The organism is Propionivibrio sp., assembly GCF_047602565.1.
Taxonomy (GTDB): Bacteria; Pseudomonadota; Gammaproteobacteria; order Burkholderiales; family Rhodocyclaceae; genus Propionivibrio.
In genome coordinates this window covers 2,054,719-2,078,820 of sequence record NZ_JASGGX010000001.1, presented here as the reverse complement: position 1 = coordinate 2,078,820, position 24,102 = coordinate 2,054,719, and the positions used below count along the sequence as shown (strand labels likewise).

Sequence of the window (24,102 nt, the reverse complement as noted above, 5' to 3'; positions counted from 1 at the left end):
TCCGGCGCCGATCGTCCGGGCCCCTTCTTTCATCCGGAATCCATCATCATGAAAAAGACATTTCTCTGCGTGCTGATCGCCTGCGCCTTGGGCGCCTGCGACAAGCCGGCTCCCGCGCCCGAAAAACCGCCGCAAGCTCCCGCCGCCGCGCCGGCGGACAAGGCAGCGCCGCTCCTTGACGTCGGCGGCATCAGGCAGGAGGCGGTAACGGCCAAGGGCGTGGGCATGACGCCGGGCGCCGCGGTCAATGAGGCGCTCAAGAACGCGGTGATGCAGGTCAACGGCGTCAGCGTCCAGGCGGCGAGCGCCAATCTCAACGTGGTGGCCGAAGCAGTCGCCACCGTCGATGTCCAGTCGAGCCAGGGACACGATTCCGCCAGGGCGGAGGCGACGCTACGCGGCCAGGCGTATGCCGACCGAATCGTCGCCCGCTCGCAGGGCATCGTGTCGTCCTTCAAGGTCCTGAACATCCAGGCGCCGACCAGGGAGAGCGCCCAATACGTCGTCGACATCGAAGCCAGGATCGCCAAGTTCCAGGCGCCCGCCGACGACGGCAAGATCAGGATCGTCGTCGCGCCGCTGCGCGCGAAGCAGCAGACGTTCGACGTCGGCGGGCGGAACGTGCCGGCGCGGGAGGTGCTGGATGGCATCCGGCGGCAGATCGTCGACGCGTTGACCCAGACCGGGCGCTTCACCGTGCTCGACCGCCAGTTCACCGATGAGATCCAGGGCGAGCTCGACATGATTTCGGCGGGCGATACGGCCAACACCCACATCGCCAAACTGGGGCAGGCCTTGTCGGCCGATCTGATCTGGATCGGCGAAATCAACAGCTTCGCCTACCACCGGAACGTGCGCCAGCTGCAGACCTCGGATCGCCAACTGGTGAGCTATGCCGGCGGCTGGTCGCTGTCGCAGCGGCTGGTCAACGTCGCCACGCGGCAGATCCAGCAGGCCTCGACGCTGCAAGGCAATGCCGAGGCCAAGGGGCCGACCACGCTGGATCGCGGCGTGGATGCCAACCAGACCGCGGCGGCGATGGAAAGCGATCTGGTCAGGAAGGCGACGGAAGCGATCCTGCTGCGCAGCTTTCCGATCTCCATCGTCGAGCGCACGGGCAAGCAGGTCGTGCTCAGCCAGGGCGGCACGGTGCTCAGGGAAAAATCGCGGTATCGCGTCTACCTGCTGGGCAAGGAAATCAAGGACCCGCAGACCGGGCAATCGCTGGGCCGGATGGAATCGCCGTGCTGCGACCTCGTGGTGGATCGCGTGACGCCGACCCTGTCCTATGCGACGCTGGAAAACGTCGTCATCGCGCTGGACGAGGTCGCGGCGGGTTCGCTGCAGCTGCGCGAGCCGTTGCCGGCGGAGCGGAAAGCGGCAAACGGCGCCCCGGAGAAAAATGACGCCGCGCCAGGCGCCCGCCGAGAAAAGGCGCCGCGCAGCCAGGGCCCCGTATCCAACCCGAAAGCGCCCTCCGCAAAGAGCGCCGGCCAGGACGACTGGTAACGTCCACGCGGGCCGCCGCACCGGCGGCCCGGCCGGCCTTATACTCTCACCGCTGCGTTTTCATCCTGGTCAACTTGGTTTTCGGCATTTTTAACGTAGCATCTCGCTTGCTTTAAAAAAGAATGCAACGACTGTCCGGCGGCCGTTCGTCAGCCGTGGCCGCGGGGAGCGGCAAGTCGTTCGAGCGTGTTCCCGAAGCCGGGTAGCGGGAACGGCGATGTCCAGCGATGCCCGGTGCGAGAGGCTTGTCCATGGAGGGGGTCATCGAACTGGCGACGGATTTTATCGGCGAGAACTGGGAGCTGCTCGATCTCCTGCTGGTGATGGTGGGCCTGGCCGTCTATGTCGGGGCCTCGCAGACGCTGAACCAGCGCCGCCATCCGTCGGCGGCGATCGCCTGGGTGCTCGGCATCCTGCTGGTGCCCTATGTCGCCTTGCCGCTCTACCTCGCCTTCGGCAGCCGCAAGGTGGTGGCCTCCCGCATGCCGGCGGAGCCGCGCCCGGTCGCCGTCTCGGCCGCCGCCGCCTATCCGACGATGCTCCGTTCGCTGCAGCTAGGCGCGGCGATGGGGCTGCCCGATCCGGTGTCCTACGATGCGCTGAACATCCATGCGGACGGCGCGCAGGCGCTGGAGGCGCTGCGCCGCATCATCGCCGGCGCCGCAGACAGCCTCGACGTGTCCACCTTCCTCATCGGCCGGGACGTGCTCGGCGACGAAATCCTGCAGCTGCTGGAACGGCGCGCGCGCGCCGGCGTGCGCGTGCGCCTGCTGATCGACGGCATCGGCATCTACCTGGGCGGCTATCTCGACATGAAGCCGCTGACGGACGCGGGCATCGAGGTCGTCCGTTTCGTGCCGCCGTTCCGCTCGCCCAAACGCGGGCGGACCAATCTGCGGAATCACCGCAAGATGGTCATCGCCGACGGGAAAATCCTGTGGTGCGGCGGCCGGAACCTCGCGGCCGAATATTTCGAGGGCGATCCCCGGCCGTTCCTGCGGCGCACGCCGTGGATCGACCTGACCTTCGATCTTGCCGGCGAACTGGTGGCGCAGGCGCGCGGGCAGTTCGAGCGGGACTGGGCCTTCGCCATCGAAAAGGAAGCGCCGCCCTGCGCCGACGCCGCCGTGCGGGGCGCGCCCGGCGCGACGCCGGCCCTGGCGCAGCTGGTCGACAGCGGCCCGGACCGGCCGGACGACACCATCTTCACCCTGCTGGTCTCGGCCTGCTTCACCTCGCGCCAGCGCATCCTCGCGGTGACGCCGTATTTCGTGCCCGAGTCGTCGCTGTTGACCGCGCTGACGCTGGCCGCCCGGCGCGGCATCGAGGTCGACCTGGTGATGCCCGAAAAATCGAACCACCGGCTGGCCGATTTCGCGCGCCACCGCGCCCTGCGCGACATGGTCGTCGCCGGCGCGCGCGTCTGGCTGCATCCGCGCATGGTGCATGCCAAGGCGGTGCTGGTCGACGACGAGCTGGCGCTGGCGGGCTCGGCCAACCTCGACGGCCGCAGCCTCTTTCTCAACTACGAGATGATGATCGCGTTCTACGATCAGCCGGCCGTCGCGGCTTTCGCGCGCTGGGTCGAGGCGCGGCGCAAGGAATGCCGGCCCTATCTCTACCGCCGTCCGGGCCTGATGCGGGAAGTGGCGGAAGGCCTGCTGCTCTGGCTGGCCTTCCAACTGTAGCCGGGGCGACGGGCCTTTGCCCGCTGCCGCCGCCCGGCCGGACGCTTACTGGATGGAGGTGTTCGGGTCGTCGAGCTTCTTCTCGATCTGCGCCAGCGGCACGGCGCCCGGCACGCGCGTGCCGTCCTTGAAGAACAGGGTGGGCGTCCCGGAAATCGCCATCTTCTGGCCGAGTTCGACCGTCTTGCGCACGGCGGACGTGTCGCAGTCGCCCTTGCCGGCGGGCACCTTGCCGTCGACCATCCAGTTGACCCACGCCTTGGCGCGGTCGGACGAACACCAGATGCGGTTGGATTTCTCCAGCGAATCGGGCGACAGGATCGGCATGAGGAAGGTGTAGATGGTCACGTTGTCCAGCTTGACCATGTCCTTGGCCAGGCGCTTGCAGTAGCCGCAGTTGGGGTCCTCGAAGGTGGCGAACACGCGCTTGCCGTCGCCGCGTACCTGCTTGATGGCGAGTTCGAGGGGCAATTCGGAGAAATTGATCGCCGACAGCTTCTGCATGCGTTCGGCGGTGACGTTCTTCATGGTCTTGCCGTCGATCAGCGAGCCGGCGAGGATCGCGGTGACCTTCTCGTCGGTATAGAAGATCTGGCCGTCGGCATAGATTTCATACAGGCCGAGATAGCCGGTCTTCGTGACGCTGGTGACTTTGCTGCCGCCGAGCTTGGCTTCGATCGCCTTTTTCACGCCGGCCTCGTCGGCCAGCGCCGAATGACCGAAAACGAGTGCCAGGGCAAGCGAAAAAAGGGTCTTCAACATGGTCCATCTCCAAGAAATAGGAAAAACCGGAATTACAAGGCGCCGACGGCGTAGCGAACGCACAGGTCCTTGATCCAGGGGAGCCGATTGGTCAGGGACAGTCCCGCGTTACGCAGGGCACCCAGGCCGGGTAGTGTCTCATGAAACAGCTCATGCAGCATGTGCGTGGCCGTCTGCATCAGCACGGTCTCCTCCTTGCGCGCGCGCCGGTAGCGCGCGAGCAGGCGCTCGCCGCCGAGGTCCTGCCATTCGGGCGCCGCCGCCAGCAGTCCGGCGAGCGCGCGGGCGTCCTGGAAGCCGAGGTTGATGCCGTGCCCGGACAGCGGATGGATGCCGTGGGCGGCGTCGCCGATCAGCGCCAGGCGCGGCGCGATCGTTTGCGGCACGCGCAGCAGGCGCAGCGGGAAGGCGGCGGGCGGCGTGAGCAGCGCCAGCGGCCCCAACTCGTCGTTGCCGGCCGCGCTCACGCGCGAACACAGGGCCGCCTCGGGCAGCGACAGCAGCGTGCGGGCATGTTCGTCCGGCGTGGACCAGACCATCGAAATGCGCTCGCCCGGCAGCGGCAGCCAGGCCAGGACGCCGTCGTGGCGGAACCACTGGCGGGCGATGTGGCGATGCGCCTTGGCGCAGGCGAAATTGGCGACCACGCCCATTTCGCTGTAGGGCCGGTCCTCGGCCGCCAGCCCGGCCGCCCCACGCACCCAGGAATCCCGCCCGTCCGCGCCGACGACGAGCTTCGCGCCCAGCGTCCGCCCATCTGCCAGACCGAGCGCGACGGCTTCGGGCCGCACCTCCAGCGCGGCCGGCGCAACGCCGCGGAACACGGTCACATTGCCCTGGCGCTTGGCGTTCTCCCACAGTTCGCACGCCATCAGCGACGATTCGACGATCCAGCCGAGTTCCTCCAGGCCGGATTCGTAGGCCGAAAAATCGAGCCGCGCGCCGGCGTCGCCGAATACCCGCATGGCGTGGATCGGGGCGATGCGCGTGCCGTCGAGATGTTTCCAGATGCCGATGCGTTGCAGGAATCCGGCGTTGGCCGGGGTGACGGCATAGACGCGCACGTCCCAGCCCTCCGGGCGCGCGGGCGCGGGCAGTGGTTCCACCAGGGCGATCTTCAGGCGCGTCTCGCGCAGGGCGCAGGCCAGCGAAAGACCGGCGAGGCCGCCGCCGACGATCACCAGGTCGTATTGCAGGTCGGACGGCATCGTGGATGGGCTCCAGCAGTGGCTCGGGGAAACGGCGATTGTGCCTCGCCGGGCGGACGTTTTACAAGAACGCGGCGGAGTGTTAGAACCTGCGCTCATGGAAGAGTGCCCGGGCGCCTGCCGCCACGTCTATTTCCCCGCCGCGATCTGCGCCGAATACGATTCGCCGATCGATGCGCTGATCGGCCTGCACGTCCCGCAGGACGAGGCGCTGGACCTGGTGGCCGCCGCCTGGGCGGACGGCGGCGCGCGCTGCGTGCTGGCGCGGGTCGACGGCGGCCGGCAGGTGGCGGCGATTCTCCTTCCCGGCGGGCGCTGGGCCGCCTGCAACGTCTTCGCCGGGCAGTTCTGCGCGACGCCGCGCGAAGCCGGGCGGCGCCTGGAAAAGCTGCTCAAGCGCGGGCGCCGGGGCACGGTCGGCGCGTTGCCGGCCGGACGCGCCAACGAAAACGCCGGTTCCTGAGGAACCGGCGTCGTTGAGCGCGGGAGCGAAGCGGATCAGCCGAGCGTGCCGACGTTGTTCAGGTCGGTAAACGCCTGCTTCAGGCGCGCCTTGAACGATTCCTCGCCCTTGCGCAGCCAGGCGCGCGGATCGTAGAACTTCTTGTTCGGCTTGTCCTCGCCTTCCGGGTTGCCGATCTGGCCCTGCAGATAACCCTCGTTCTTCTGGTAGAAGCCGCGCACGCCGTCCCAGAAGGCCCATTGCGTGTCGGTGTCGATGTTCATCTTGATCACGCCGTAGGAGATCGCCTCGCGGATTTCCTCCAGCGTCGAGCCCGAGCCGCCGTGGAAGACGAAATCGATCGGCTGCGCGCCGGTGCCGAACTTCTTCTGCACGTATTCCTGCGAATTCTTCAGGATGATCGGCTGCAGCTTGACGTTGCCCGGCTTGTAGACGCCATGCACGTTGCCGAACGAGGCGGCGATGGTGAAGCGCGGGCTGATCCGCGAGAGCTCCTCGTAGGCGTAGGCCACGTCCTCCGGCTGGGTGTACAGCCGGGAGCTGTCCACGCCGCTGTTGTCCACGCCGTCCTCCTCGCCGCCGGTGACGCCGAGTTCGATCTCCAGGGTCATGCCGATCCTGCTCATGCGTTCGAGGTAGCGCTGGCAGATCTCGATGTTCTCGGCCAGCGGCTCTTCCGACAGGTCCAGCATGTGCGAGCTGAACAGCGGCTTGCCGTGCGCCTTGTAGTACGCCTCGCCGGCGTCGAGCAGGCCGTCGATCCAGGGCAGCAGCTTCTTGGCGGCGTGGTCGGTGTGCAGGACGACGCTGGCCCCGTACATCCCGGCCAGGGCGTGGACGTGCTGCGCGCCCGAGACGGCGCCGGCGATGCACGCGCGCTGGCCGTCGTTGTTCAGCGCCTTGCCGGCGTAGAACTGGGCGCCGCCGTTGGAAAACTGGATGATCGCCGGCGACTTGATCTCGGCGGCGGTTTCCATGACGGCGTTGACCGTGCTGGTATTGATCACGTTGACGGCCGGCAGCGCGAATTTGTTGGCCTTGGCGAACGCGAAAAGGGCTTGCAAATCATCACCGGCGATAACGCCCGGCTTCACCTGGGAGGCATTCATGGCTTCCACTTCCAATGTCTGTTGATCGAGCCCGTAATCGTACTTCCGAAGGCGCGGCACGGTCAATTTGTGATTCGGATAAGACATTTGTAACGAAGGGGTTTTGCGGCGCGGCGCCCGGCCATTCCATGCGTCCGCGTCGGGCGGTTGGCCGGCGCTTATAATCCCCGTTTGCCTTTCCGCGCCGCCGCCCATGTCCGACCTTCTCGCCTCGCTCAACCCCGAACAGCTCGCCGCCGTCACCCTGCCGCCGCAGCACGCGCTGATCCTCGCCGGCGCCGGCAGCGGCAAGACGCGGGTGCTGACCACCCGCATCGCCTGGCTGATCTCGACGGGGCAGGTCGGTCCGCACGGCATCCTGGCCGTGACCTTCACCAACAAGGCGGCCAAGGAAATGCTGGCGCGCCTGTCGGCGATGCTGCCGATCAATACCCGCGGCATGTGGATCGGCACCTTCCACGGGCTGTGCAACCGCCTGCTGCGCGCGCATCACCGCGAGGCCGGCCTGCCGTTGACCTTCCAGATCCTCGATTCGGCCGACCAGCTGTCGGCGATCAAGCGCCTGCTGAAGAACCTCAACGTCGACGAGGAAAAATTCCCGCCGCGCGAACTGGCCGGCTTCATCAACGCGCACAAGGAGCAGGGCATCCGCGCGGCGCAGGCCGAGGTGTACGACGATTACACGCGCCGCCGCGTCGAGCTGTACGCCGAATACGACGCGCAATGCCAGCGCGAGGGCGTCGCCGACTTCGCCGAGCTGCTGCTGCGCACCCACGAACTGCTGTGCCGCAACGAACCGCTGCGCCGGCATTACCAGGAACGCTTCCGGCATATCCTCGTCGACGAATTCCAGGACACCAACCGCCTGCAATACGCCTGGCTCAAGCTGCTCGCCGGCCACGATGGCGGTACGCCCCCTGCGCACGGCGCCTGCCTGTTCGCCGTCGGTGACGACGACCAGAGCATCTACGCCTTCCGCGGCGCCGAGGTCGGCAACATGCGCGACCTGGAGCGCGAATTCAAGGTTGCCAACGTTATCCGCCTCGAACAGAACTACCGTTCGCACGGCAACATCCTCGACGCGGCCAACGCGCTGATCAAGAACAATCGCGGCCGGCTCGGCAAGAACCTGTGGACCGAGGCCGGGGCCGGCGAACCGATCCGCGTCTTCGAAGGCTTCTCGGACCTCGACGAGGCGCGCTTCATCGTCGACGAGGCGCGCGAACTGATCCGCGACGGCGTGCCGCGCCAGCAGCTGGCGCTGCTCTACCGCTCCAACGCCCAGTCGCGCGTGCTCGAACACCAGTTGTTCACCGCCGGCGTGCCGTACCGCGTGTACGGCGGCCTGCGCTTCTTCGACCGGCAGGAAGTCAAGCACGCGCTCGCCTACCTGCGCCTGATCGCCAACCCCGACGACGACACGGCCTTCTCCCGCGTGGTCAACTTCCCGACGCGCGGCATCGGCAGCCGCAGCCTCGAAGCCCTGCAGGAAGCGGCGCACCGCGCCAACTCCAGCCTGTACAACGCGGCCGCGAGCCTGTCCGGCAAGGCCGGCGCGGCGGTCGGCAACTTCATCCGCCTGATCGAGGCGCTGCGCGGCGAGACGGCGGGCCTGCCGCTGCCGGAAATCATCGACCACCTGATCGAAAAGAGCGGCCTGCGCCAGCATTACCTGGGCGAGAAGGAAGGGCGCGAACGGCTGGAAAACCTCGACGAACTGATCAACGCGGCCGCCAGCTTCCTGCGCGACGAGGACGGCACGCTGGCCAATCCGGCCGAGGCCGACCCGCTCGCCTCCTTCCTCGCGCACGCCTCGCTCGAAGCCGGCGAACACCAGGCTGGCGAGGGCCAGGACGCGGTGCAGCTGATGACCGTGCACGCCGCCAAGGGCCTGGAGTTCGACGCGGTGTTCATCACCGGCCTGGAGCAGGGCCTGTTCCCGCACGAGAACGCGGCGAACGAGCGCGACGGGCTGGAAGAGGAGCGGCGGCTGATGTACGTGGCGGTGACGCGCGCCAGGAAGCGCCTCTATCTCACCCACGCGCAGACGCGCATGTTGCACGGCCAGACGCGCTACTGCGTGCCGTCGCTGTTCCTCGAGGAATTGCCCGCCGAACTGCTGCGGCCGGTCGGCGCCCGGCCGGCCTACGCGGCGGCGGCGCCGTTCAGCGGAGGCGCCGCCGCGTCACGGAGCGGCGAAGCGGCAACCGTCGGCGGCTTCCGCATCGGCCAGAACGTCCAGCACGCCAAGTTCGGCCTCGGCGTCATCGTCGCCGCCGAAGGCCGCGGCAACGACGCGCGCGTGCAGGTCAACTTCGGCGCGCACGGGATGAAGTGGCTGGCGCTGGAGTATGCGAAGCTGACGGCAGTTTAGTCATCGTTTGATTTGGCACCTCTGTAAAAAAGCCCACTATTGTGGGCTTTTTTACAGAGAAAGAATGAATCTGAAATCATACGTTCTTGCATAAAACATAAAGATTGGTGCCGTTATCGTCGTATTTGTCCGCCGGCGTTGCTCCTACTTGTGTCGGCGGCGTTGTTTCAAGCATCGCGCGGACACTTCCTGTCTTTGAATTACCATCATCAAACTGACTATCAATGGATTGGGCGATCTTTGTAGGCAGACTGCCTGAACAGATCACGAGCCCGGATAAGCCAAGTCCTCCGTGCTGTACTCCCATGATGCCGCCCGCCGCATTGACCGGTTGCGTCGCTGCATTGGCAAGGCTATCCGTGGCACCTGCTACGAAGCCGGCGAGTCGTAGCTCTGCCCAGAACAGACGGCTTTCGTCCGTATTTGTAGTGGAGTTGTAATTTCCTTCCACGACATTGTCGCCGTCTCCTGCTGCAGTAATCAAAGCCCAGCGGGTTGCACCCGGATCATCGCCGGGAAAGCGCTTGTACCGATCCTGATAAGAATAAATCGAGGCGGTAAGCCCGTTTAGGTCATTCGCCACATTCTTGATTTTTGCTTGGGCGATCAGTTCCTGACCCTTCAACACCCCTCCCAGCAGCAGGCCGATAATGACGAGTACAATGGCGATCTCGACCAGCGTGAAGCCGGATTGCATTTTCTTCATGTTTTTCATGTTGTTTTGCGTCCGTGACGTGAATTGTGGCAAAGACGCCAAGCATTTGCCGTGCCAAAAAAATAGCGGTTTTTTTCCGGGATTGTAAAAGAATATGACCGAATCTCGACGGGAGTGTCGGAAATCCGTCTGGTTTTGGTCCGAGTGTCAGTTTCCGGACAGTTTGGGGAGGCTGGGGTGAGCGCATTCGCTTCGTTGGAGCGGTTCGGCAATTTCCTGCGTGAACGCCAGCGCTGGCTGCTGCTGGGGATGCTCGTCGTGCTGCATCTGACCCTGATGGCGGGCGGGCAATCGCCGGTCGGGCTGACCTGCTGGTTCGTCGACGTCGGGCTTTTCATCCTCTGGCAGCCGTTCATCCGCACCGAACGCCGGCTCGACTACGGCAACCTGCTGCTCATCGTGGCGGCCCTGGCGATCGGCGCGTGGCTGTTCGGCTGGTGGCTGCTGATCGTCTGGGTGGCCGTCCTGGCCGCGCTGCTGGGCGGGCGGGTGATGCTGGTCAGCCATCGCCCGACGCGGATTTTCTATCTGCTGGCGTTCGCCTACCTGATCGCCGCCGTGCTCGTCTGGCTGGTGCCGAAGGTCGTTCCCGAGCCCGCGCTGGTGGGCCTGTCGCTGGAGGCGCCGTTCGCCTGGGGCGCACCCCTGCTGTTCCTGGGCATGGCCCTGCTGCCCCGGCCGCAGGAACCGGAGCAGCTGCGGCAGGGCATCTTCGATTTCTACTACGGCGTTTTCATCTTTCTGCTGATTTCCGTGCTGGTGCTCGGCTGCCTGGCCTTCATGCTGCTCGCCAGGCACCTGTATTTCGAGGCGCTGTTCCGCACCGTGATCTCGATGGCCGTGCTGCTGCTGGTGGTGGCCTGGGCGTGGAATCCCCGGCCGGGCTTCAGCGGCGTCGGGGCCTTCCTTTCGCAGTACCTGCTGACCATCGGCCTGCCTTTCGACACCTGGCTGCGGCAGCTGGTGGAGTGCGCCGAGCGCGAGGACGATCCGGACCGTTTCCTGAAGGAAGTCGGCGAGCGCCTGCTGCTCGACCTGCCCTGGGTGGTCGGCGGGGCATGGTCGCCGGCGCCGGGCGCGGACGCCGGCACAGGTTCCTTCGGCAAGCCGTCGGCGCATGCGCGGGAATTCCCGCACCGGCCGCTGATGCTGACGATCTACGCGCGCCATGCGTTGAGCCCGGTGCTGGTCTGGCACCTGCATCTGCTGACCCGGGTGGCCTGCGAGTATTACCTGGCCAAGTGGCGCGCCAGGGCCCTGCAGCGGATGAGCTATCTGCGCGCGGTGCACGAGACCGGGGCGCGGGTGACGCACGAGGTCAAGAATCTGCTCCAGTCGCTCGACAGCCTGTGCTACCTGATGGAGATGTCGGGCGAGGAGGACGCGGCGAGATTGCAGCATCTGGTCCGCCGCCAGCTGCCGCAGATCGGCCGCCGGCTGCACCAGACGCTGGCCAAGCTGCAGCCGCAGTCGCCGGACGCGGGGAATCCCGCCGCGCACGACGACGAGATGCCCGCGGCCGACTGGTGGGAGGCCTTGCGGCAGCGCTTTTCCCACGCGCGGATTCGCTACGCGCCGGCGGCGTTCGACCCTGCAGCGCGCCTTCCCGCCGGGCTGTTCGACAGCGTGGCGGACAACCTGCTGCACAACGCGCTGATCAAGCTGCAGAACGAAAGCGGGCTGCGGATCGAGGTGTCGCTCGCGCGGGACGCGGGCGTGCTGCGCGTCAGCGACGACGGCAGCGCGCTCGATGAGGCGTTGGCCGCCCGGCTGTTCCAGGCGCCGGTCGCGTCGGAGAGCGGCTTCGGCATCGGGCTGCTGAATGCGGCGTGCCAGGCCGATGCGCAGGGGTATGCGCTGCGCCTCGCCGACAATGCCGACGGCCGCGTCTGCTTCGAACTGGCGAAGCGCGCGGCTTCCTGAATTTCTCGACCCAAAAAAAAGCCGCCCGGAGGCGGCTTCGTGTGGCTATGGCAGCATTCAGGCGGCCTTGAACTTGGTTTCCAGTTCGTCGCGGATGGCGGCGAGCTTGGCGGGCAGCTTGTCGCCCATCTTGGCGAACCACTCCTTGACGCCTTCGAGTTCGGCGAGCCAGGTCTGCTTGTCGAGCTTGGTGACGGCTTCGAACTGTTCCGGCGAGAATTCCAGGCCGCTCCAGTCGATTTCTTCGTACTTCGGCATGACGCCCAGCACGGATTCACGGCCCGCAACGCGGCCTTCGCAACGCTCGATGATCCACTTGAGTACGCGCGCGTTGTCGCCGAAGCCCGGCCAGGCGAACTCGCCCTTCTCGTTGGTGCGGAACCAGTTGACCAGGAAGATCGGCACCGCCTTGCTCGGCGCGGAGCCCATCTTCAGCCAGTGGCTGTAGTAGTCGGCCATGTGGTAGCCGCAGAAGGGCAGCATGGCGAACGGGTCGCGGCGGACGACGCCTTGCGCGCCGAAGGCGGCGGCGGTCGTTTCCGAGCCGAGGGTGGCGGCGGAGTAGACGCCGTGTTCCCAGTCGGCGGTCTGGCAGACCAGCGGCACGGTCGAGGCGCGGCGGCCGCCGAACAGGAAGGCCGAGATGGGCACGCCGTCGGCGTTTTCCCAATCCTTGTCGATGCACGGGCATTGCGAAGCCGGCGCGGTGAAGCGCGAGTTCGGATGCGCGGCCTTGACGCCCTTCTCCTTGCCGATTTCCGGGGTCCAGTCATTGCCCTGCCAGTCGATGGCGTGGGCAGGAGCCGGGCCCATGCCTTCCCACCACACGTCGCCGTCGTCGGTCAGCGCGACGTTGGTGAAGATGGTGTTCTCGGCCAGCGAGGCCATGGCGTTGCGGTTGGTCTTGTCGTTGGTGCCCGGCGCCACGCCGAAGAAGCCGGCTTCCGGGTTGATGGCGTACAGGCGGGTGACGCCGTCCTTGTCCTTGCGCGGCTTGATCCAGGCGATGTCGTCGCCGATGGTGGTGATCTTCCAGCCTTCGAGGGTCTTCGGCGGGATCAGCATGGCGAAGTTGGTCTTGCCGCAGGCCGACGGGAAGGCGGCGGCGACGTAGTGCTTCTCACCCTTCGGCGATTCGACGCCGAGGATCAGCATGTGCTCGGCCATCCAGCCGTCGTCGCGGGCCATGTTCGAGGCGATGCGCAGCGCCAGGCACTTCTTGCCGAGCAGCGCGTTGCCGCCGTAGCCGGAGCCGTAGGACCAGATCTCGCGGGTTTCCGGATAGTGCACGATGTACTTGGTCGTCGGGTTGCACGGCCACTTCGGGTCCTTCTGGCCGGGCTCCTTCGGCGCGCCGATCGAATGCACGCACGGCACGAAGGTGCCGTCGGTGCCGAGCACCGGGAACACCGCCTTGCCCATGCGCGTCATGATGCGCATGTTGACCGCCACGTAGGCCGAGTCGCTGATCTCGACGCCGATCTGGGCGATCGGGGAGCCGATCGGGCCCATCGAGAAGGGGATCACGTACATCGTGCGGCCCTTCATGCAGCCCTTGAACAGGCCGCCGAGGATCTCGCGCATCTTCTTCGGATCTTCCCAGTTGTTGGTCGGACCGGCGTCTTCCTTCTTCTCGGAGCAGATGTAGGTGCGGTCCTCGACGCGCGCGACGTCCGACGGGTCGGAGAAGGCGAGGAACGAGTTCTTGCGCTTCTTCAGCTTGATGAAGGTGCCGGCGTCGACCAGCTCCTGGCACAGGCGGTCGTATTCTTCCTGCGAACCGTCGCACCACACGACGCGCTCGGGCGTCGTCAGCGCGGCGATCTCGGCAACCCACTTCTTCAGGCCTTCGTGCTTGACGTAGTCAGGAGCATTGATTGATACGGTTTGTGTCATGGCAATACACTCACTTAGTAGGACGGTTGAAAAAACGGTGTGCCCGTCGTGCGACGCGCGGGGACTGAACGAACGGAACCGGCTCCCCGTTTCGGAAAGACGGAGGATGACCGAAAGCCGTCCACTCCGCCAGTTTCCGCATCAGCCCGAAATTTTTGCAACATCAGGATTGGCTAGACATCATTACCACGTTGCTCAGCAAACGAGTTTACCATCATTTCGGAAAACCGACAGCCTTGGCGCCGCCCGGCCGCACCCGCCCGCGCGGGCAGGCGGTTTCGCTTTCCAGGACGGCATGACGCCCTCGATCTAGACGAATGATAATTGGGCGGTTTTTATGTCGTTTCTTAATTTTTGTATCTATCTCATTATTTTTCTTGATTTTTTCAATGTGACTGCTAGACTTTTTCAGTGTTTTGGCGCGTAAACGAGGGTGGGTATGTCAGGCAGGTTGAAGCCGATGGTGGCTCTTTTTGTGGCGGTTGGGCTGGGCCTGGTGCCGATGAGTACCGTTTACGCCGCCAAAAAGAGCGATGCGAACTCGAATTCGACCTCCCGCACCAAGCAGACTCTCGCCGCGGGCAAGAAAAAACAGGACGCTCCGCCCACACTCCGCCGCGCCGCGGCCAAGCCGGCGGTAGCGGCAAAGGCGAACAAGGCGCCGGCGGCCAAGAAAGCTCCGGCGGTCAAGAAGGCCTCCCTGGTCAGGGCCGTCGTGCCGGCGGCGGGCGTGCGCCCGCATGAGGACCGGCTGCTGGACGTGAAGTCCGGCGCGGCGCTCGTCATCGAGCAGGGCGGCGGCGGGGCGCTGTTCGAGAAGAACGCCACCGCCATCGTGCCGATCGCCTCGATCACCAAGCTGATGACCGCCATGGTCGTGCTGGACGGCTCGCCCGATCTGGAGGCGCGCGTCACCGTGTCCGAGGAGGACGTCGACTACCTGCGCGGCAGCCGCTCGCGCCTCCAGGTGGGCGCGAGCATGACGCGCGAGACGGCGCTGCTGCTGGCCCTGATGTCTTCGGAAAACCGCGCCGCGCACGCGCTGGCGCGGCATTATCCGGGCGGGGTGTCCGCCTTCCTGGCGGCGATGAACGGCAAGGCGCATTCGCTCGGCATGACCGATACACGTTTCGAGGACCCCACCGGGCTGACCAGCAACAATGTCTCGACCGCGCACGACCTCGCCAAGATGGTTGCCGCCGCCTACCGCTATCCCCTCATCCGCGAGTTCTCGACGACGCCAGGCGCAGCCGTCGAGATCGCCGGGCGGCAGCTGGAGTTCCACAATACCAATCCGCTGGTCAAGAGCACCGCGTGGGACGTCGGCCTGTCCAAGACGGGATACATCAACGAGGCGGGCAAGTGCCTCGTCATGCAGGCGCGCGTGGCGGACCGGCCGGTGGTCATCGTGCTGCTCGATTCCGTCGGCAAGCTGACCCGCGTGGGAGACGCCAACCGGATCAAGCGCTGGATGGAAACCACGCACGCCTCGCGCGGCGGCGTCCGGGCGCAGCAGGCGTCGTTCGAACCGCGGGGCTGATTCCGCTTCGGCGAAGCCCCCTCAGGAGCGCGCCGCGCGCTGGCGATACCCCAGCGCCTGGGAGATGGACGCCGTGGCCTGCCTGAGCTGATCCGTCCAGTTGGGATTGTGCCGCTCGGTCGGGGCCGAGATCGACAGTCCGGCGACCACGGTCCCCTCGTCGTTGCGGATCGGCGCGGCGATGCAGCGCAGGCCGAGCTCGGCTTCCTCGTTGTCGTAGGCGAGGTCGTCCCGGCGGATCGTTTCCAGTTCCTTTTCGAGCTGCTCGAAGCTCGTCAGCGAGTGCGGCGTCTTGCCGGGCAGGCCGGTGCGTTCGGCGTAAGCCCGGACGTTGGTCGCGCTGTCGGCGGCGAGGAACAGCTTGCCCAGCGAGGTGAGATGCAGCGGCGCACGCGCGCCGATCAGGTACACCACCCGGACCAGCGAGCGCCCGCTGGACGTGCGCTCCAGGTAGACGATCTCGTCCTTGTCGCGGATGCCCAGGTTGACGGCCTCGCCGAGGGCTTCATGCAGTTCCTGCATGACCGGCAACGCGGTGTCGCGGATGCTGAAGCGGGACTTGACGACGTTGCCGAGTTCCAGGAAACGGATTCCCAGCCCGTAGGTGCCCGCTTCGCAGCGATCGACCAGCCTCGACTGCGTCATCGCGGCGAGAATCCGGTGCGCCGTGGAGGGGTGAAGTCCGGTAAGCCTGGACAAGGCCTTGAGCGACATCGGTTCCGCCGTGTCCGCCAGCGCATCGATCAGGGACATCATGCGCTCGATGACCTGGATCGATCCCTTAGCTTCTGCTTGTTCCACCTGTGCAATCCTGTAAGATTCGCGTCTTGTCTTGCGGCGGTCGTTCATTGCCGGACTGTCCCCGTCTTGCCCGTACCGGCCGGACCCCGCCAAGCGCGTGCGGCCAATCATCTTACCATCATGAGCGTTGCGAAACACCTTTCGTGGGGAGCCGATGCAGCGTAGCGGAGCGGTTTACGCGATTCCCCTGTGGCTCGACGGGCGTGCCGTCCTCAGAGTGGCGCCGGCCTTCCATGAAGTGCGCAATCCGGCCACGGGCGTCGTCGTGCGCCGGGTGCCGCTGTGCGGACGCGCGGATTTCGAGGAAGCGTTGCGCTCCGCCCGCGCCGGCCTGCCGGCGTGGACCGGCCTCGGCGAGGCGGGCCGGCGGGAGCGGCTCGCGGCGCTGGGCGAGGCGCTGTCCGGACTGGCCGCGCATTTCGCCGCGCTGATCGCCGAGGAGGCGGGCCGGGACCCGGCGGACGCCGACCAGGAAATCGCGCGCGTCGTTTCGCTGCTGCGCCAGCCGGCGGCGTGTCCCGCCGACGGGGTCGCCGTCGTCTCGGGGGCGCTTGCCGAATTCGTTGAACCGGCGGTTACCGCGCTGGCCGGAGGCGCGGCGCTAATCGTTTTCCCCGCACTGGCCTCTCCGTCGGCCGTGTTCGCCCTGGCCGAATTGTCGGGGCACTGTGGCTTCCCGCACGGCACGATCAACGTGCTTTACGCGGCGGACGAGGTCGTGGCCAGTTGGTCGCCGGCCGCCGGGGGCGTGGCGCGATGAGGGTCGTGGTGCAGCGCGTCGCCTCCGCCAGCGTCGAGGTGGACGGGCAAACGGTCGGCGCCATCGGGCCGGGCCTGCTGGTATTGGCCGGCTTCGAGGCGGGCGACGGCGCGGAGGATCTGGCCTGGGTGTCGGGCAAGCTGTCGCGCCTGCGCATCTTCGACGACGCGGCCGGCGTGATGAACCGCAGCGTCGTCGATGCCGGCGGCGACGTGCTGGCGGTCAGCCAGTTCACGCTGTACGCCTCCGTGCGCAAGGGCAACCGGCCGTCGTGGAGCCGCGCCGCGGCGCCCGACGTTTCGCGGCCGCTGTTCGACCGTTTCGTGCGGCAGCTCGAAGCCGACCTCGGGCGTCCCGTGCCGACCGGCGTCTTCGGCGCCGAGATGGTCGTGCGCCTGGTGAACGACGGGCCGGTGACCCTGTGCATCGATTCCGCCGAACGCTCCTGAGCGGGCCTTTCGCGCACGCCGCCGCGCTTGTGGAAAACCGCAATTGTTCTCGGCGGGATTCGCGTTAGCATCTTGACGGACTTCGCGCCTCCCGTGAGGGCGGGCGTGGCGCCGCAAGGCGCCGGCGGGTCTTCGTGCGCATCAGCCGATCATGCTTCGGGGGGAGGGCATGGCCTGTTCCGGAACTGTTCGCCGGTTTGCCGGCAGGGGGGGCGAGGGCTATAATCGCCCGCGATGTCCGTCGGACCCGCATGCCGCCGCCACCGGCGCGAGCCGGGCCGACGGCGGCCGCGAGGCCGGCCGGTTTGCCGCTGCTTTCCACGATATTTCGCGCCGCGTGCAACACGTAGGCGCTTTTTGTTTTTTTACGATCGCAATCATCAATTAGACAAGGAGTGTGACCAATGGCGTTACCGTTTCCGATTCTCACCGCCGAAGAAGCGGCGGAAATGATCCAGGATGGCCATAACATCGGCTTCAGCGGATTCACCGCTGCCGGCGCGGCCAAGGCCGTGCCGTTCGCGCTGGCGCAGAAGGCGCGCCGCGAACATGCCGCCGGCCGGCCGTTCAAGGTCGGCGTGCTGACCGGCGCTTCCACCGGCAAATCGCTCGACGGCGCGCTGGCCGAGGCGGAAGCCATCAGCTTCCGTGCTCCCTACCAGGGCAACGCCACGCTGCGCAAGCAGATCAATGCCGGCAACGTGCGCTTCGTCGACATGCACTTGTCGGCGGTGGCGCAGCAGGTGCGCTACGGTTTCCTCGGCCAAGTCAACTGGGCCGTCGTCGAAGCCTGCGACCTGACGGCGGGCGGCGGCGTCGTGCTGTCGACCTCGGTGGGCAACAGCAATACCTACCTGCGCGTGGCGGACAAGGTCATCATCGAGCTCAACTCCAAGCATCCGACCTCGCTGCTCGGCCTGCACGACATCTTCGAACCGAAGGACCCCCCCGGCCGCAGCGAAATCCCGATCTACAGCCCGTCGGACCGCTGCGGTTCGCCGATCTGCGTGGTCGATCCGAAGAAGATCGTCGGCGTCGTGTTCACCAACCTCGCCGATGAATCGGGCGGTTTCGACGAAGCCACGCCGGTGACCGACCAGATCGGCCAGAACGTCGCCGACTTCCTGGTCAGCGAAATCCGCAGCGGCCGGGTGCCGGCCAGCTTCCTGCCGCTGCAGTCGGGCGTCGGCAACATCGCCAACGCGGTGCTGGCGGCCCTCGGGCGCAGCACGGACATCCCGGCGTTCGAGATGTACACCGAGGTGCTCCAGGATTCGGTCATCCCGCTGCTCGAGAACGGCCGCTGCAAGTTCGCCTCGACCTGCTCGCTGACGCTCAGTCCGGAGGCGATGAGCAAGGTCGTGGCCGACATCGAATACTTCAAGAAGCGGCTGGTGCTGCGTCCGCAGGAAATCTCGAACAACCCGGAACTGGTGCGCCGCCTGGGCATCATCTCCATGAACACGGCGCTTGAGATGGACCTCGGCGGCAACGTGAACTCCACGCACGTGCTCGGCAAGACGATGATGAACGGCATCGGCGGCTCCGGCGACTTCACCCGCAACGCCTACATCTCCATCTTCTCGTGCCCGTCCACGGCCAAGAACGGCATGATTTCCGCGATCGTCCCGGTGGCCTCGCACATGGACCACAGCGAGCATTCGGTGCAGGTGCTCATCACCGAGCAGGGCGTGGCCGACCTGCGCGGCAAGGACCCGCACGAGCGCGCGCGGATCATCGTGGACAACTGCGTGCATCCGGACTACAAGGACCAGCTGCGCGAATATCTGGAGCGGATGGACAAGAACATCCACGAACCGATGTCGCTGTCTATGGCGTTCGCCATGCACCGCAAGTTCCGCACCACGGGCGACATGCGCAACATCAACTGGCAGGACTACCGCGACTGATTCCGCTCGGCGCGCTTGCCATGACTCAGGGCCTCCCGTGCGGAGGCCCTTTTTTTTAGGTGGCGAATTGCCTTTGTCTTGTTAAGAGCTTATTATGTAGCTGAATTTGTATCTAATATAGGAGCCGTTTCATGCAAACCATTCTTTCGGATTTCACGGTCAGCATGTCCGAGTTCAAGAAGAATCCGGCTTCGGTGTTGCGCGCGGCCGACAGCCGGCCGGTGGCCGTCCTCAACCACAACAAGGCGGCCTTTTACATGGTGGAGCCGAAATTGTTCCAGGCGATGCTGGAAGAACTGGCGGACCACGACCTCTATCGCACCGTGATGGCGCGAGTGGCCGAGAAGGAGCACGCGGTCGAGGTCAACGTTGACGAAATCTGAGCCGACGCGGAAGTACAAGTACCGGCTTTTCTTCGTCCCCTCGGCGCTGAAGGAGTGGCAGGACCTGGACGGCTCGGTGAAGGAGCCGATGCGCAACCTGCTGCGCAAGCGGCTGGATAATCCGCATGTTCCCGGCGGAGCGCTGCACGGCGAGCTTGAGGGGTACTACAAGATCAAGCTCAGGAAGCAAGGTTATCGCCTGGTTTATGGCGTCGAGGACGACCGGCTCATCGTGATGGTCATGGCGGTCGACAAGCGCGAGGACGGCATGGTTTACCGCTCGGTCCTGACGCGGCTTGGCGAAAAGGTGGCCGAACTGGCAAAAACCGTCAAGGGCAAACTCTCGCCGTGAATCAACCTGCCGCCCGGCCGGCGGTGCGGACGAACGCTGCAGGTCAGCGAGGCGCCGCCTTCCGCAGCGGGGTGAGCAGTTCCTTCAGGCCGTTGTGGTCGATCTCGTGCATGAGCGCGAGCAGCCGGCCGAGTTCGCCGGGCGGGAAGCCTGCGCGGGCGAACCAGTTGAGGTAATGGCCCGGCAGGTCGGCGATCGCGCGGCCCTTGTATTTGCCGAACGGCATGGCGACGGCGACCAGCCGCGCCAGGGTTTCGGAATCGGCGCGGAGGGAAGGCGCGGGGCGATCGGGCAAGGGCGGCGGCCCTATTTCTTGGGGGAGAGGGCTTCGACGGCGCGGCGCATTTCCGCGTTCAGCACGTCGGTGTCGGTGCCGTAGCAGCCGCCGACCTGGATTTCCTCGATGACCGGGCCGGGGGCCGCGGCGGCGGCCTTGCCGGCGTCGAGATGCTGCGCCTTCCAGCGGGCCAGCATCAATTCGTCCTTGCGCAGCCCCGTTTCCATCCCTTCGGGGACTTCCGCGCCGTGCTCGATGAGCACCTTGACCACTTCGGTCCGGCCGGCCCGGACGGCCATCGACAGCGGGGAATTAGGCTGGCGGTTGTCGCCGCAGTTGACCTTGGCGCCGCGGATGGCGAGTTCGCGGACGATTTCCGCGTGGCCCAGGAAGCAGGCGATGGCCAGGGGCAGGCCGGGATCGCCCTTGCCGTCGTCCAGTTCGACCGGCGTGCCGGCGTCCAGGGCGGCGACGACGGCGGCGAGTTCGACCTGTCCGGATGGCTTTGAGCAGGTCGGGCGGGGTGTTCACGGCATCTTCTCCAATCGGGCTACGGCGTTTCCGCGACGGATTTTACCACCGCGGAAGGGAGCGGGCCGGGCGCTTCCCCGGCGGCGGCCGCGATCCGCAAGGCCACGGCCTCGGCGATCCTGATCCCGTCGATTCCCGCCGACAGGATTCCGCCGGCATAGCCGGCGCCTTCGCCGGCCGGGTAGAGGCCCCGTACGTTCACGCTCTGCAGATCGTCGCCGCGCGTGATGCGCAGCGGCGATGAGGTGCGCGTCTCGACGCCGGTCAGTATCGCGTCGGGCAGCGCGAAGCCGCGGATCTGCCGGTCGAAGGCCGGGATCGCCTCGCGGATCGCGGCGATGGCGAAGTCGGGCAGCGCCGTCGACAGGTCGGTCAGATGCACGCCGGGCTGGTACGACGGCACGACCGAACCGAGGCGCGTTCAACGGGCGCCCGGCGAGGAAATCGCCGAGCAGTTGCCCCGGCGCCTCGTAGGTGCCGCCGCCGAGTTCGAAGGCGCGCGCTTCGAGCCGCCGCTGGAAGGCGATGCCGGCCAGCGGGTCGCCGGGGCCGCCGCCGAAATCCGCGGGGGAAACGTTGACCACGATGCCGGCGTTGGCGTTGCGTTCGGCGCGCGAGTACTGGCTCATGCCGTTGGTGACGACGCAGTTCTCCTCGGAGGTGGCGGCCACCACCTGGCCGCCGGGACACATGCAGAAGCTGTAGACCGAGCGCCCGTTGCCGGCGTGGTGGACCAGCTTGTAGTCGGCGGCGCCGAGCAGCGGGTTGCCGGCGTTGGGACCGAGCCGGGCCTTGTCGATCAGCGTCTGCGGATGCTCTATGCGAAAGCCCACGGCGAAGGGCTTCGCTTCCATGAACACGCCGCTGGCGTGCAGCATGGCGAAGGTGTCGCGGGCGCTGTGGCCGAGGGCCAGCACGACGTGGTCGGCGGCGATGCGCTCGCCGCTGGCGAGTATCACGCCACGTATGCGGCCCGATTCGATGACGAGGCCGTCGACGCGGCTCTGGAAGCGGATTTCCCCGCCGAGCGCTTCGATTTCCGCGCGCATGCGCTCGACCATGGCCACCAGCCGGAAGGTGCCGATGTGCGGCCGGGCGACGTAGAGGATTTCCTCCGGCGCGCCGGCCTTGACGAATTCGCTGAGCACCTTGCGCCCGAGATGGCGCGGGTCGCGCACCTGGCTGTACAGCTTGCCGTCCGAAAAGGTGCCGGCGCCGCCTTCGCCGAACTGGACGTTCGATTCGGGATCGAGCCGGTTCTCGCGCCAGAGCCGCCAGGTGTCCTGCGTGCGTTCGCGCACGGCCTTGCCGCGCTCCAGCACGAGCGGACGGAAACCCATCTGCGCCAGCACCAGCGCGGCGAAGATGCCGGCCGGCCCGAAGCCGACGACCACCGGCCGTTTGTCCGGCTGCGCGGGAGCGCGCGCCACGAAGCGGTACGTCATGTCGGGCGCCGGCCCGATGTGCGTGTCGCCGGCGAGTTTTTCCAGCAGGCGCGCCTCGTCGGTAACCTCCACGTCGAGGCTGTAGATGAAGGTCGGCGCGTTCTTCTTGCGCGCGTCGTGGCTGCGCTTGCATACGGCCAAGCGGCGGATGTCCGCCAAGGGCAGGTCCAGGCGCCGTGCCGCGGCGGCGGCCAGGGCCTCCGGTGGGTGGTCGAGCGGCAGCCTGATCTCGTTGATGCGGATCATGCGGCGGAATCCTGCTGCCCGTAGGTGGCGAACTTCGCCAGCACGGCCTGCATTTCCTCAGGCGGCAGCAGCACCGGCTGGCCGAGCTGGCAGGCGCGCCAGTAGTGTTCGCACAGGGCCTCGAATTCGACGGCGAGGGCGAACATCTGCTCCAGCGTGCGCCCGAACACCAGCAGGCCGTGGTTGGCCAGCAGGCAGGCGCAGCGGCCGCGCAGGGCGGCGAGCGCGTGGTCGGACAGCGCCTGGGTGCCGAAGGTGGCGTAGTCCGCGCAGCGGATCGTGTCGCCGCCGAAGCGTGCGATCATGTAGTGAAAGGGCGGAATGTCGCGGCGCAGGCAGGCCAGGCTGGTGGCGAACGCCGAATGCGCGTGCAGGACGGCCCCGGCTTCCGGCCGCCCGGTGTAGACGTCGTGATGCAGGCGCCATTCGGACGACGGCTTGCGGCGGCCGTCGGGCGTGCCGTCGAGGCGCATGAACACGATGTCCTCCGGCACCAGCACGTCGTAATCCATGCCGCTCGGCGTGATCAGGTAGCCGTCCTCGCCGTTCTCGCGGGCGCGCACGGAAAGGTTGCCGGCCGTGCCGCGATTGAGGTTGGCGGGCGCCATGCGGCGGGCCGTTTCGATCAGTTGCCGGCGCAGTTCAGGCATCGTGGGTCTCCGGGTAAAGCGCGCGCAGCCCGTCGGCCGTTGCCGGGCAGGCGCCGCGTTCGGTGATGATGGCGTCGATCAGGCGTCCCGGCGTGACGTCGAACGCCGGGTTGGCGACCGCCTTGTCGGCGGCAATCGCCCGGACCGCATCGGGCCGGCCGGCTGCGTTGACACCCTGGACGACGCGAAGTTCGTCGCCGTGGCGCTCCTCGATCGGGATGGCGTCGCCTTCGGGGCAGGAGAAATCGATCGTCGAGCGCGGCGCGGCGACGTAGAACGGCACGCCTGCCGCGCGCGCGGCGAGCGCCTTGAGGTAAGTGCCGACCTTGTTGGCCACGTCGCCGTTGGCGGCGATGCGGTCGGCGCCAACGATCACCGCGTCGGCTCTGCCCTGCGCTAGCAGCAGTCCGGCGGCGTTGTCGGCGATCAGCGTGTGCGGCACGCCGCGCTGCTGCAGTTCCCAGGCGGTGAGCAGGCCCTGGTTGCGCGGCCGGGTCTCGGAGACCCAGACGTGCGTCTCGATGCCCGCGTCGAACGCGGCGTAGATCGGCGCCAGCGCCGTGCCGAAATCGACGGTGGCCAGCCGGCCGGCGTTGCAGTGGGTCATCACGTCGAGCCGCCCGCGACTGGCCGCGAGCGGGCGCAGCAGGGCGAGGCCGTGTTCGCCGATGCGGCGGCATTGCTCGGCGTCCTCGTCGGCGATCGCGGCGGCTTCGTGCCAGGCCGCCGCCGCGCGCGCCCCGGCGGGCAGCGCGGCCAGCCGCGCCCGCATGCGCGCCAGCGCCCAGCCCAGGTTGACCGCCGTCGGGCGGGTCGCGGCCAGCGCGGCGACGGCCGCGTCCAGCGTGCGGTCGTCGTCCCGGCGCGCGAGCGCCAGCGCCACGCCGTAGGCGGCGGTGACGCCGATCAGCGGCGCGCCGCGCACCTGCATGCCGCGGATCGCCTGCTCGGCGTCCTCCAGGCAGGCGAGGCGCACGATGCGGCAGGCGTGGGGCAGCGCGGTCTGGTCGATGATTTCCACGGCGCCGTCCGCCGTGGCGCGAATGGTGGGAATGAACGGGGTGTCTGGCTTCATCGGCGGGATTTTAAGCCAGCGGGCGGGAATTTCCCG

At 67.0% G+C, this 24,102-nt stretch carries 22 protein-coding genes and 1 pseudogene; 12 read left to right on the top strand and 11 right to left on the bottom strand.

What is annotated here, in order from left to right; translation table 11 throughout:
- Positions 1–48 precede the first annotated feature (48 nt).
- Both QM701_RS09690 and QM701_RS09685 read left to right on the top strand, forming a co-directional pair.
- The gene (locus QM701_RS09690) at positions 49–1,509 is read left to right on the top strand and encodes a CsgG/HfaB family protein (protein WP_415166856.1); all 1,461 of its coding nucleotides are present in this window, start codon (positions 49–51) and stop codon (positions 1,507–1,509) included.
- 251 nt (positions 1,510–1,760) lie between these two features.
- Positions 1,761–3,197 carry a phospholipase D-like domain-containing protein gene (locus tag QM701_RS09685; RefSeq protein WP_415166855.1) on the top strand — a complete coding sequence of 479 codons (1,437 nt, stop codon included), beginning with the start codon at positions 1,761–1,763 and terminating at the stop codon, positions 3,195–3,197.
- A 45-nt stretch (positions 3,198–3,242) separates the two neighbouring features.
- Here QM701_RS09685 and QM701_RS09680 read toward each other — a convergent pair whose 3' ends face one another.
- Both QM701_RS09680 and QM701_RS09675 read right to left on the bottom strand, forming a co-directional pair.
- Positions 3,243–3,959, bottom strand: coding sequence for a DsbC family protein (locus tag QM701_RS09680; protein ID WP_415166854.1), 717 nt, complete (start codon positions 3,957–3,959; stop codon positions 3,243–3,245).
- A 32-nt stretch (positions 3,960–3,991) separates the two neighbouring features.
- Positions 3,992–5,155: a UbiH/UbiF family hydroxylase gene (locus QM701_RS09675; RefSeq protein WP_415169377.1), complete on the bottom strand. Its 1,164-nt coding sequence runs from the start codon at positions 5,153–5,155 to the stop codon at positions 3,992–3,994.
- A gap of 109 nt (positions 5,156–5,264) precedes the next feature.
- Here QM701_RS09675 and QM701_RS09670 point away from each other — a divergent pair, with 109 nt between their 5' ends.
- Positions 5,265–5,630 carry a hypothetical protein gene (locus QM701_RS09670; protein ID WP_415166853.1) on the top strand — a complete coding sequence of 122 codons (366 nt, stop codon included), beginning with the start codon at positions 5,265–5,267 and terminating at the stop codon, positions 5,628–5,630.
- 35 nt (positions 5,631–5,665) lie between these two features.
- Here QM701_RS09670 and fbaA read toward each other — a convergent pair whose 3' ends face one another.
- Complete coding sequence (gene fbaA / locus QM701_RS09665) at positions 5,666–6,739, bottom strand: class II fructose-bisphosphate aldolase (protein ID WP_415166852.1); 1,074 nt, start codon at positions 6,737–6,739, stop codon at positions 5,666–5,668.
- Positions 6,740–6,932: 193 nt separating this feature from the next.
- Here fbaA and QM701_RS09660 point away from each other — a divergent pair, with 193 nt between their 5' ends.
- Positions 6,933–9,113: a UvrD-helicase domain-containing protein gene (locus QM701_RS09660; protein WP_415166851.1), complete on the top strand. Its 2,181-nt coding sequence runs from the start codon at positions 6,933–6,935 to the stop codon at positions 9,111–9,113.
- A 76-nt stretch (positions 9,114–9,189) separates the two neighbouring features.
- On the opposite strand, the gene QM701_RS09655 is transcribed toward QM701_RS09660, so the two are convergent.
- Positions 9,190–9,828, bottom strand: coding sequence for a prepilin-type N-terminal cleavage/methylation domain-containing protein (locus QM701_RS09655; protein ID WP_415166850.1), 639 nt, complete (start codon positions 9,826–9,828; stop codon positions 9,190–9,192).
- 177 nt (positions 9,829–10,005) lie between these two features.
- Between QM701_RS09655 and QM701_RS09650 the strand changes: the two genes are divergently transcribed.
- On the top strand, positions 10,006–11,751 hold the full coding sequence (locus QM701_RS09650) for an ATP-binding protein (RefSeq protein ID WP_415166849.1): 1,746 nt from the start codon (positions 10,006–10,008) through the stop codon (positions 11,749–11,751).
- A gap of 57 nt (positions 11,752–11,808) precedes the next feature.
- Here the strand turns inward: QM701_RS09650 and QM701_RS09645 are convergent, their stop codons facing one another.
- A complete protein-coding gene (locus QM701_RS09645) occupies positions 11,809–13,647 on the bottom strand; it encodes a phosphoenolpyruvate carboxykinase (GTP) (RefSeq protein ID WP_415166848.1) in 1,839 nt (612 codons plus the stop codon).
- A gap of 460 nt (positions 13,648–14,107) precedes the next feature.
- On the opposite strand from QM701_RS09645, the gene pbpG reads away from it, so the two are divergent.
- Positions 14,108–15,187, top strand: coding sequence for a D-alanyl-D-alanine endopeptidase (gene pbpG, locus QM701_RS09640; protein WP_415166847.1), 1,080 nt, complete (start codon positions 14,108–14,110; stop codon positions 15,185–15,187).
- A gap of 21 nt (positions 15,188–15,208) precedes the next feature.
- Here the strand turns inward: pbpG and QM701_RS09635 are convergent, their stop codons facing one another.
- On the bottom strand, positions 15,209–15,943 hold the full coding sequence (locus QM701_RS09635; RefSeq protein ID WP_415169376.1) for an IclR family transcriptional regulator: 735 nt from the start codon (positions 15,941–15,943) through the stop codon (positions 15,209–15,211).
- A 199-nt stretch (positions 15,944–16,142) separates the two neighbouring features.
- Here QM701_RS09635 and QM701_RS09630 point away from each other — a divergent pair, with 199 nt between their 5' ends.
- The 5 genes from QM701_RS09630 to QM701_RS09610 all read left to right on the top strand — a co-directional run bounded on the left by QM701_RS09630 (position 16,143) and on the right by QM701_RS09610 (position 19,842).
- On the top strand, positions 16,143–16,748 hold the full coding sequence (locus QM701_RS09630; protein WP_415166846.1) for an aldehyde dehydrogenase family protein: 606 nt from the start codon (positions 16,143–16,145) through the stop codon (positions 16,746–16,748).
- Positions 16,745–17,197 (top strand): D-aminoacyl-tRNA deacylase, encoded by a 453-nt coding sequence (gene dtd, locus QM701_RS09625; RefSeq protein ID WP_415166845.1) that lies wholly within the window; start codon positions 16,745–16,747, stop codon positions 17,195–17,197. The genes QM701_RS09630 and dtd overlap by 4 nt, the downstream gene beginning before the upstream one ends.
- Before the next feature lie 404 nt (positions 17,198–17,601).
- Complete coding sequence (locus tag QM701_RS09620) at positions 17,602–19,107, top strand: acetyl-CoA hydrolase/transferase family protein (RefSeq protein WP_415166844.1); 1,506 nt, start codon at positions 17,602–17,604, stop codon at positions 19,105–19,107.
- 131 nt (positions 19,108–19,238) lie between these two features.
- Positions 19,239–19,490, top strand: coding sequence for a type II toxin-antitoxin system Phd/YefM family antitoxin (locus QM701_RS09615; RefSeq protein ID WP_415166843.1), 252 nt, complete (start codon positions 19,239–19,241; stop codon positions 19,488–19,490).
- Positions 19,477–19,842: a type II toxin-antitoxin system RelE family toxin gene (locus tag QM701_RS09610; protein ID WP_415166842.1), complete on the top strand. Its 366-nt coding sequence runs from the start codon at positions 19,477–19,479 to the stop codon at positions 19,840–19,842. The genes QM701_RS09615 and QM701_RS09610 overlap by 14 nt, the downstream gene beginning before the upstream one ends.
- 43 nt (positions 19,843–19,885) lie before the next feature.
- Here QM701_RS09610 and QM701_RS09605 read toward each other — a convergent pair whose 3' ends face one another.
- Entirely contained in the window at positions 19,886–20,092 is a 207-nt protein-coding gene (locus QM701_RS09605) for a DUF3820 family protein (RefSeq protein WP_415169375.1), read from the bottom strand.
- 56 nt (positions 20,093–20,148) lie between these two features.
- Positions 20,149–20,493 (bottom strand): hypothetical protein, encoded by a 345-nt coding sequence (locus tag QM701_RS09600; protein ID WP_415169374.1) that lies wholly within the window; start codon positions 20,491–20,493, stop codon positions 20,149–20,151.
- Between the two features lie 6 nt (positions 20,494–20,499).
- Between QM701_RS09600 and QM701_RS09595 the strand changes: the two genes are divergently transcribed.
- Positions 20,500–20,628 (top strand): hypothetical protein, encoded by a 129-nt coding sequence (locus QM701_RS09595; RefSeq protein ID WP_415166841.1) that lies wholly within the window; start codon positions 20,500–20,502, stop codon positions 20,626–20,628.
- Positions 20,629–20,669: 41 nt separating this feature from the next.
- On the opposite strand, the pseudogene QM701_RS09590 reads toward QM701_RS09595, so the two are convergent.
- The 3 genes and pseudogenes from QM701_RS09590 to mtnA all read right to left on the bottom strand — a co-directional run bounded on the left by QM701_RS09590 (position 20,670) and on the right by mtnA (position 24,066).
- Positions 20,670–22,341 (bottom strand): annotated as a pseudogene (locus tag QM701_RS09590) (NAD(P)/FAD-dependent oxidoreductase).
- Positions 22,338–22,991 carry a class II aldolase/adducin family protein gene (locus tag QM701_RS09585; RefSeq protein ID WP_415166840.1) on the bottom strand — a complete coding sequence of 218 codons (654 nt, stop codon included), beginning with the start codon at positions 22,989–22,991 and terminating at the stop codon, positions 22,338–22,340. The pseudogene QM701_RS09590 and the gene QM701_RS09585 overlap by 4 nt, the downstream one beginning before the upstream one ends.
- Positions 22,984–24,066: an S-methyl-5-thioribose-1-phosphate isomerase gene (mtnA, locus tag QM701_RS09580; RefSeq protein ID WP_415166839.1), complete on the bottom strand. Its 1,083-nt coding sequence runs from the start codon at positions 24,064–24,066 to the stop codon at positions 22,984–22,986. The genes QM701_RS09585 and mtnA overlap by 8 nt, the downstream gene beginning before the upstream one ends.
- Positions 24,067–24,102 lie beyond the last annotated feature (36 nt).

Excerpts from the sequence above, each read along its gene's own strand:
- QM701_RS09690 (WP_415166856.1), top strand. The coding sequence starts at position 49 with ATGAAAAAGACATTTCTCTGCGTGCTGATCGCCTGCGCCTTGGGCGCC.
- dtd (WP_415166845.1), top strand. The coding sequence starts at position 16,745 with ATGAGGGTCGTGGTGCAGCGCGTCGCCTCCGCCAGCGTCGAGGTGGAC.
- QM701_RS09670 (WP_415166853.1), top strand. The coding sequence starts at position 5,265 with ATGGAAGAGTGCCCGGGCGCCTGCCGCCACGTCTATTTCCCCGCCGCG.
- QM701_RS09655 (WP_415166850.1), bottom strand. The coding sequence starts at position 9,828 with ATGAAAAACATGAAGAAAATGCAATCCGGCTTCACGCTGGTCGAGATC.
- QM701_RS09630 (WP_415166846.1), top strand. The coding sequence starts at position 16,143 with ATGCAGCGTAGCGGAGCGGTTTACGCGATTCCCCTGTGGCTCGACGGG.
- QM701_RS09680 (WP_415166854.1), bottom strand. The coding sequence starts at position 3,959 with ATGTTGAAGACCCTTTTTTCGCTTGCCCTGGCACTCGTTTTCGGTCAT.
- pbpG (WP_415166847.1), top strand. The coding sequence starts at position 14,108 with ATGGTGGCTCTTTTTGTGGCGGTTGGGCTGGGCCTGGTGCCGATGAGT.
- fbaA (WP_415166852.1), bottom strand. The coding sequence starts at position 6,739 with ATGAATGCCTCCCAGGTGAAGCCGGGCGTTATCGCCGGTGATGATTTG.
- QM701_RS09635 (WP_415169376.1), bottom strand. The coding sequence starts at position 15,943 with ATGATGTCCCTGATCGATGCGCTGGCGGACACGGCGGAACCGATGTCG.
- QM701_RS09660 (WP_415166851.1), top strand. The coding sequence starts at position 6,933 with ATGTCCGACCTTCTCGCCTCGCTCAACCCCGAACAGCTCGCCGCCGTC.
- QM701_RS09685 (WP_415166855.1), top strand. The coding sequence starts at position 1,761 with ATGGAGGGGGTCATCGAACTGGCGACGGATTTTATCGGCGAGAACTGG.
- QM701_RS09615 (WP_415166843.1), top strand. The coding sequence starts at position 19,239 with ATGCAAACCATTCTTTCGGATTTCACGGTCAGCATGTCCGAGTTCAAG.
- mtnA (WP_415166839.1), bottom strand. The coding sequence starts at position 24,066 with ATGAAGCCAGACACCCCGTTCATTCCCACCATTCGCGCCACGGCGGAC.
- QM701_RS09620 (WP_415166844.1), top strand. The coding sequence starts at position 17,602 with ATGGCGTTACCGTTTCCGATTCTCACCGCCGAAGAAGCGGCGGAAATG.
- QM701_RS09645 (WP_415166848.1), bottom strand. The coding sequence starts at position 13,647 with ATGACACAAACCGTATCAATCAATGCTCCTGACTACGTCAAGCACGAA.
- QM701_RS09585 (WP_415166840.1), bottom strand. The coding sequence starts at position 22,991 with ATGCCTGAACTGCGCCGGCAACTGATCGAAACGGCCCGCCGCATGGCG.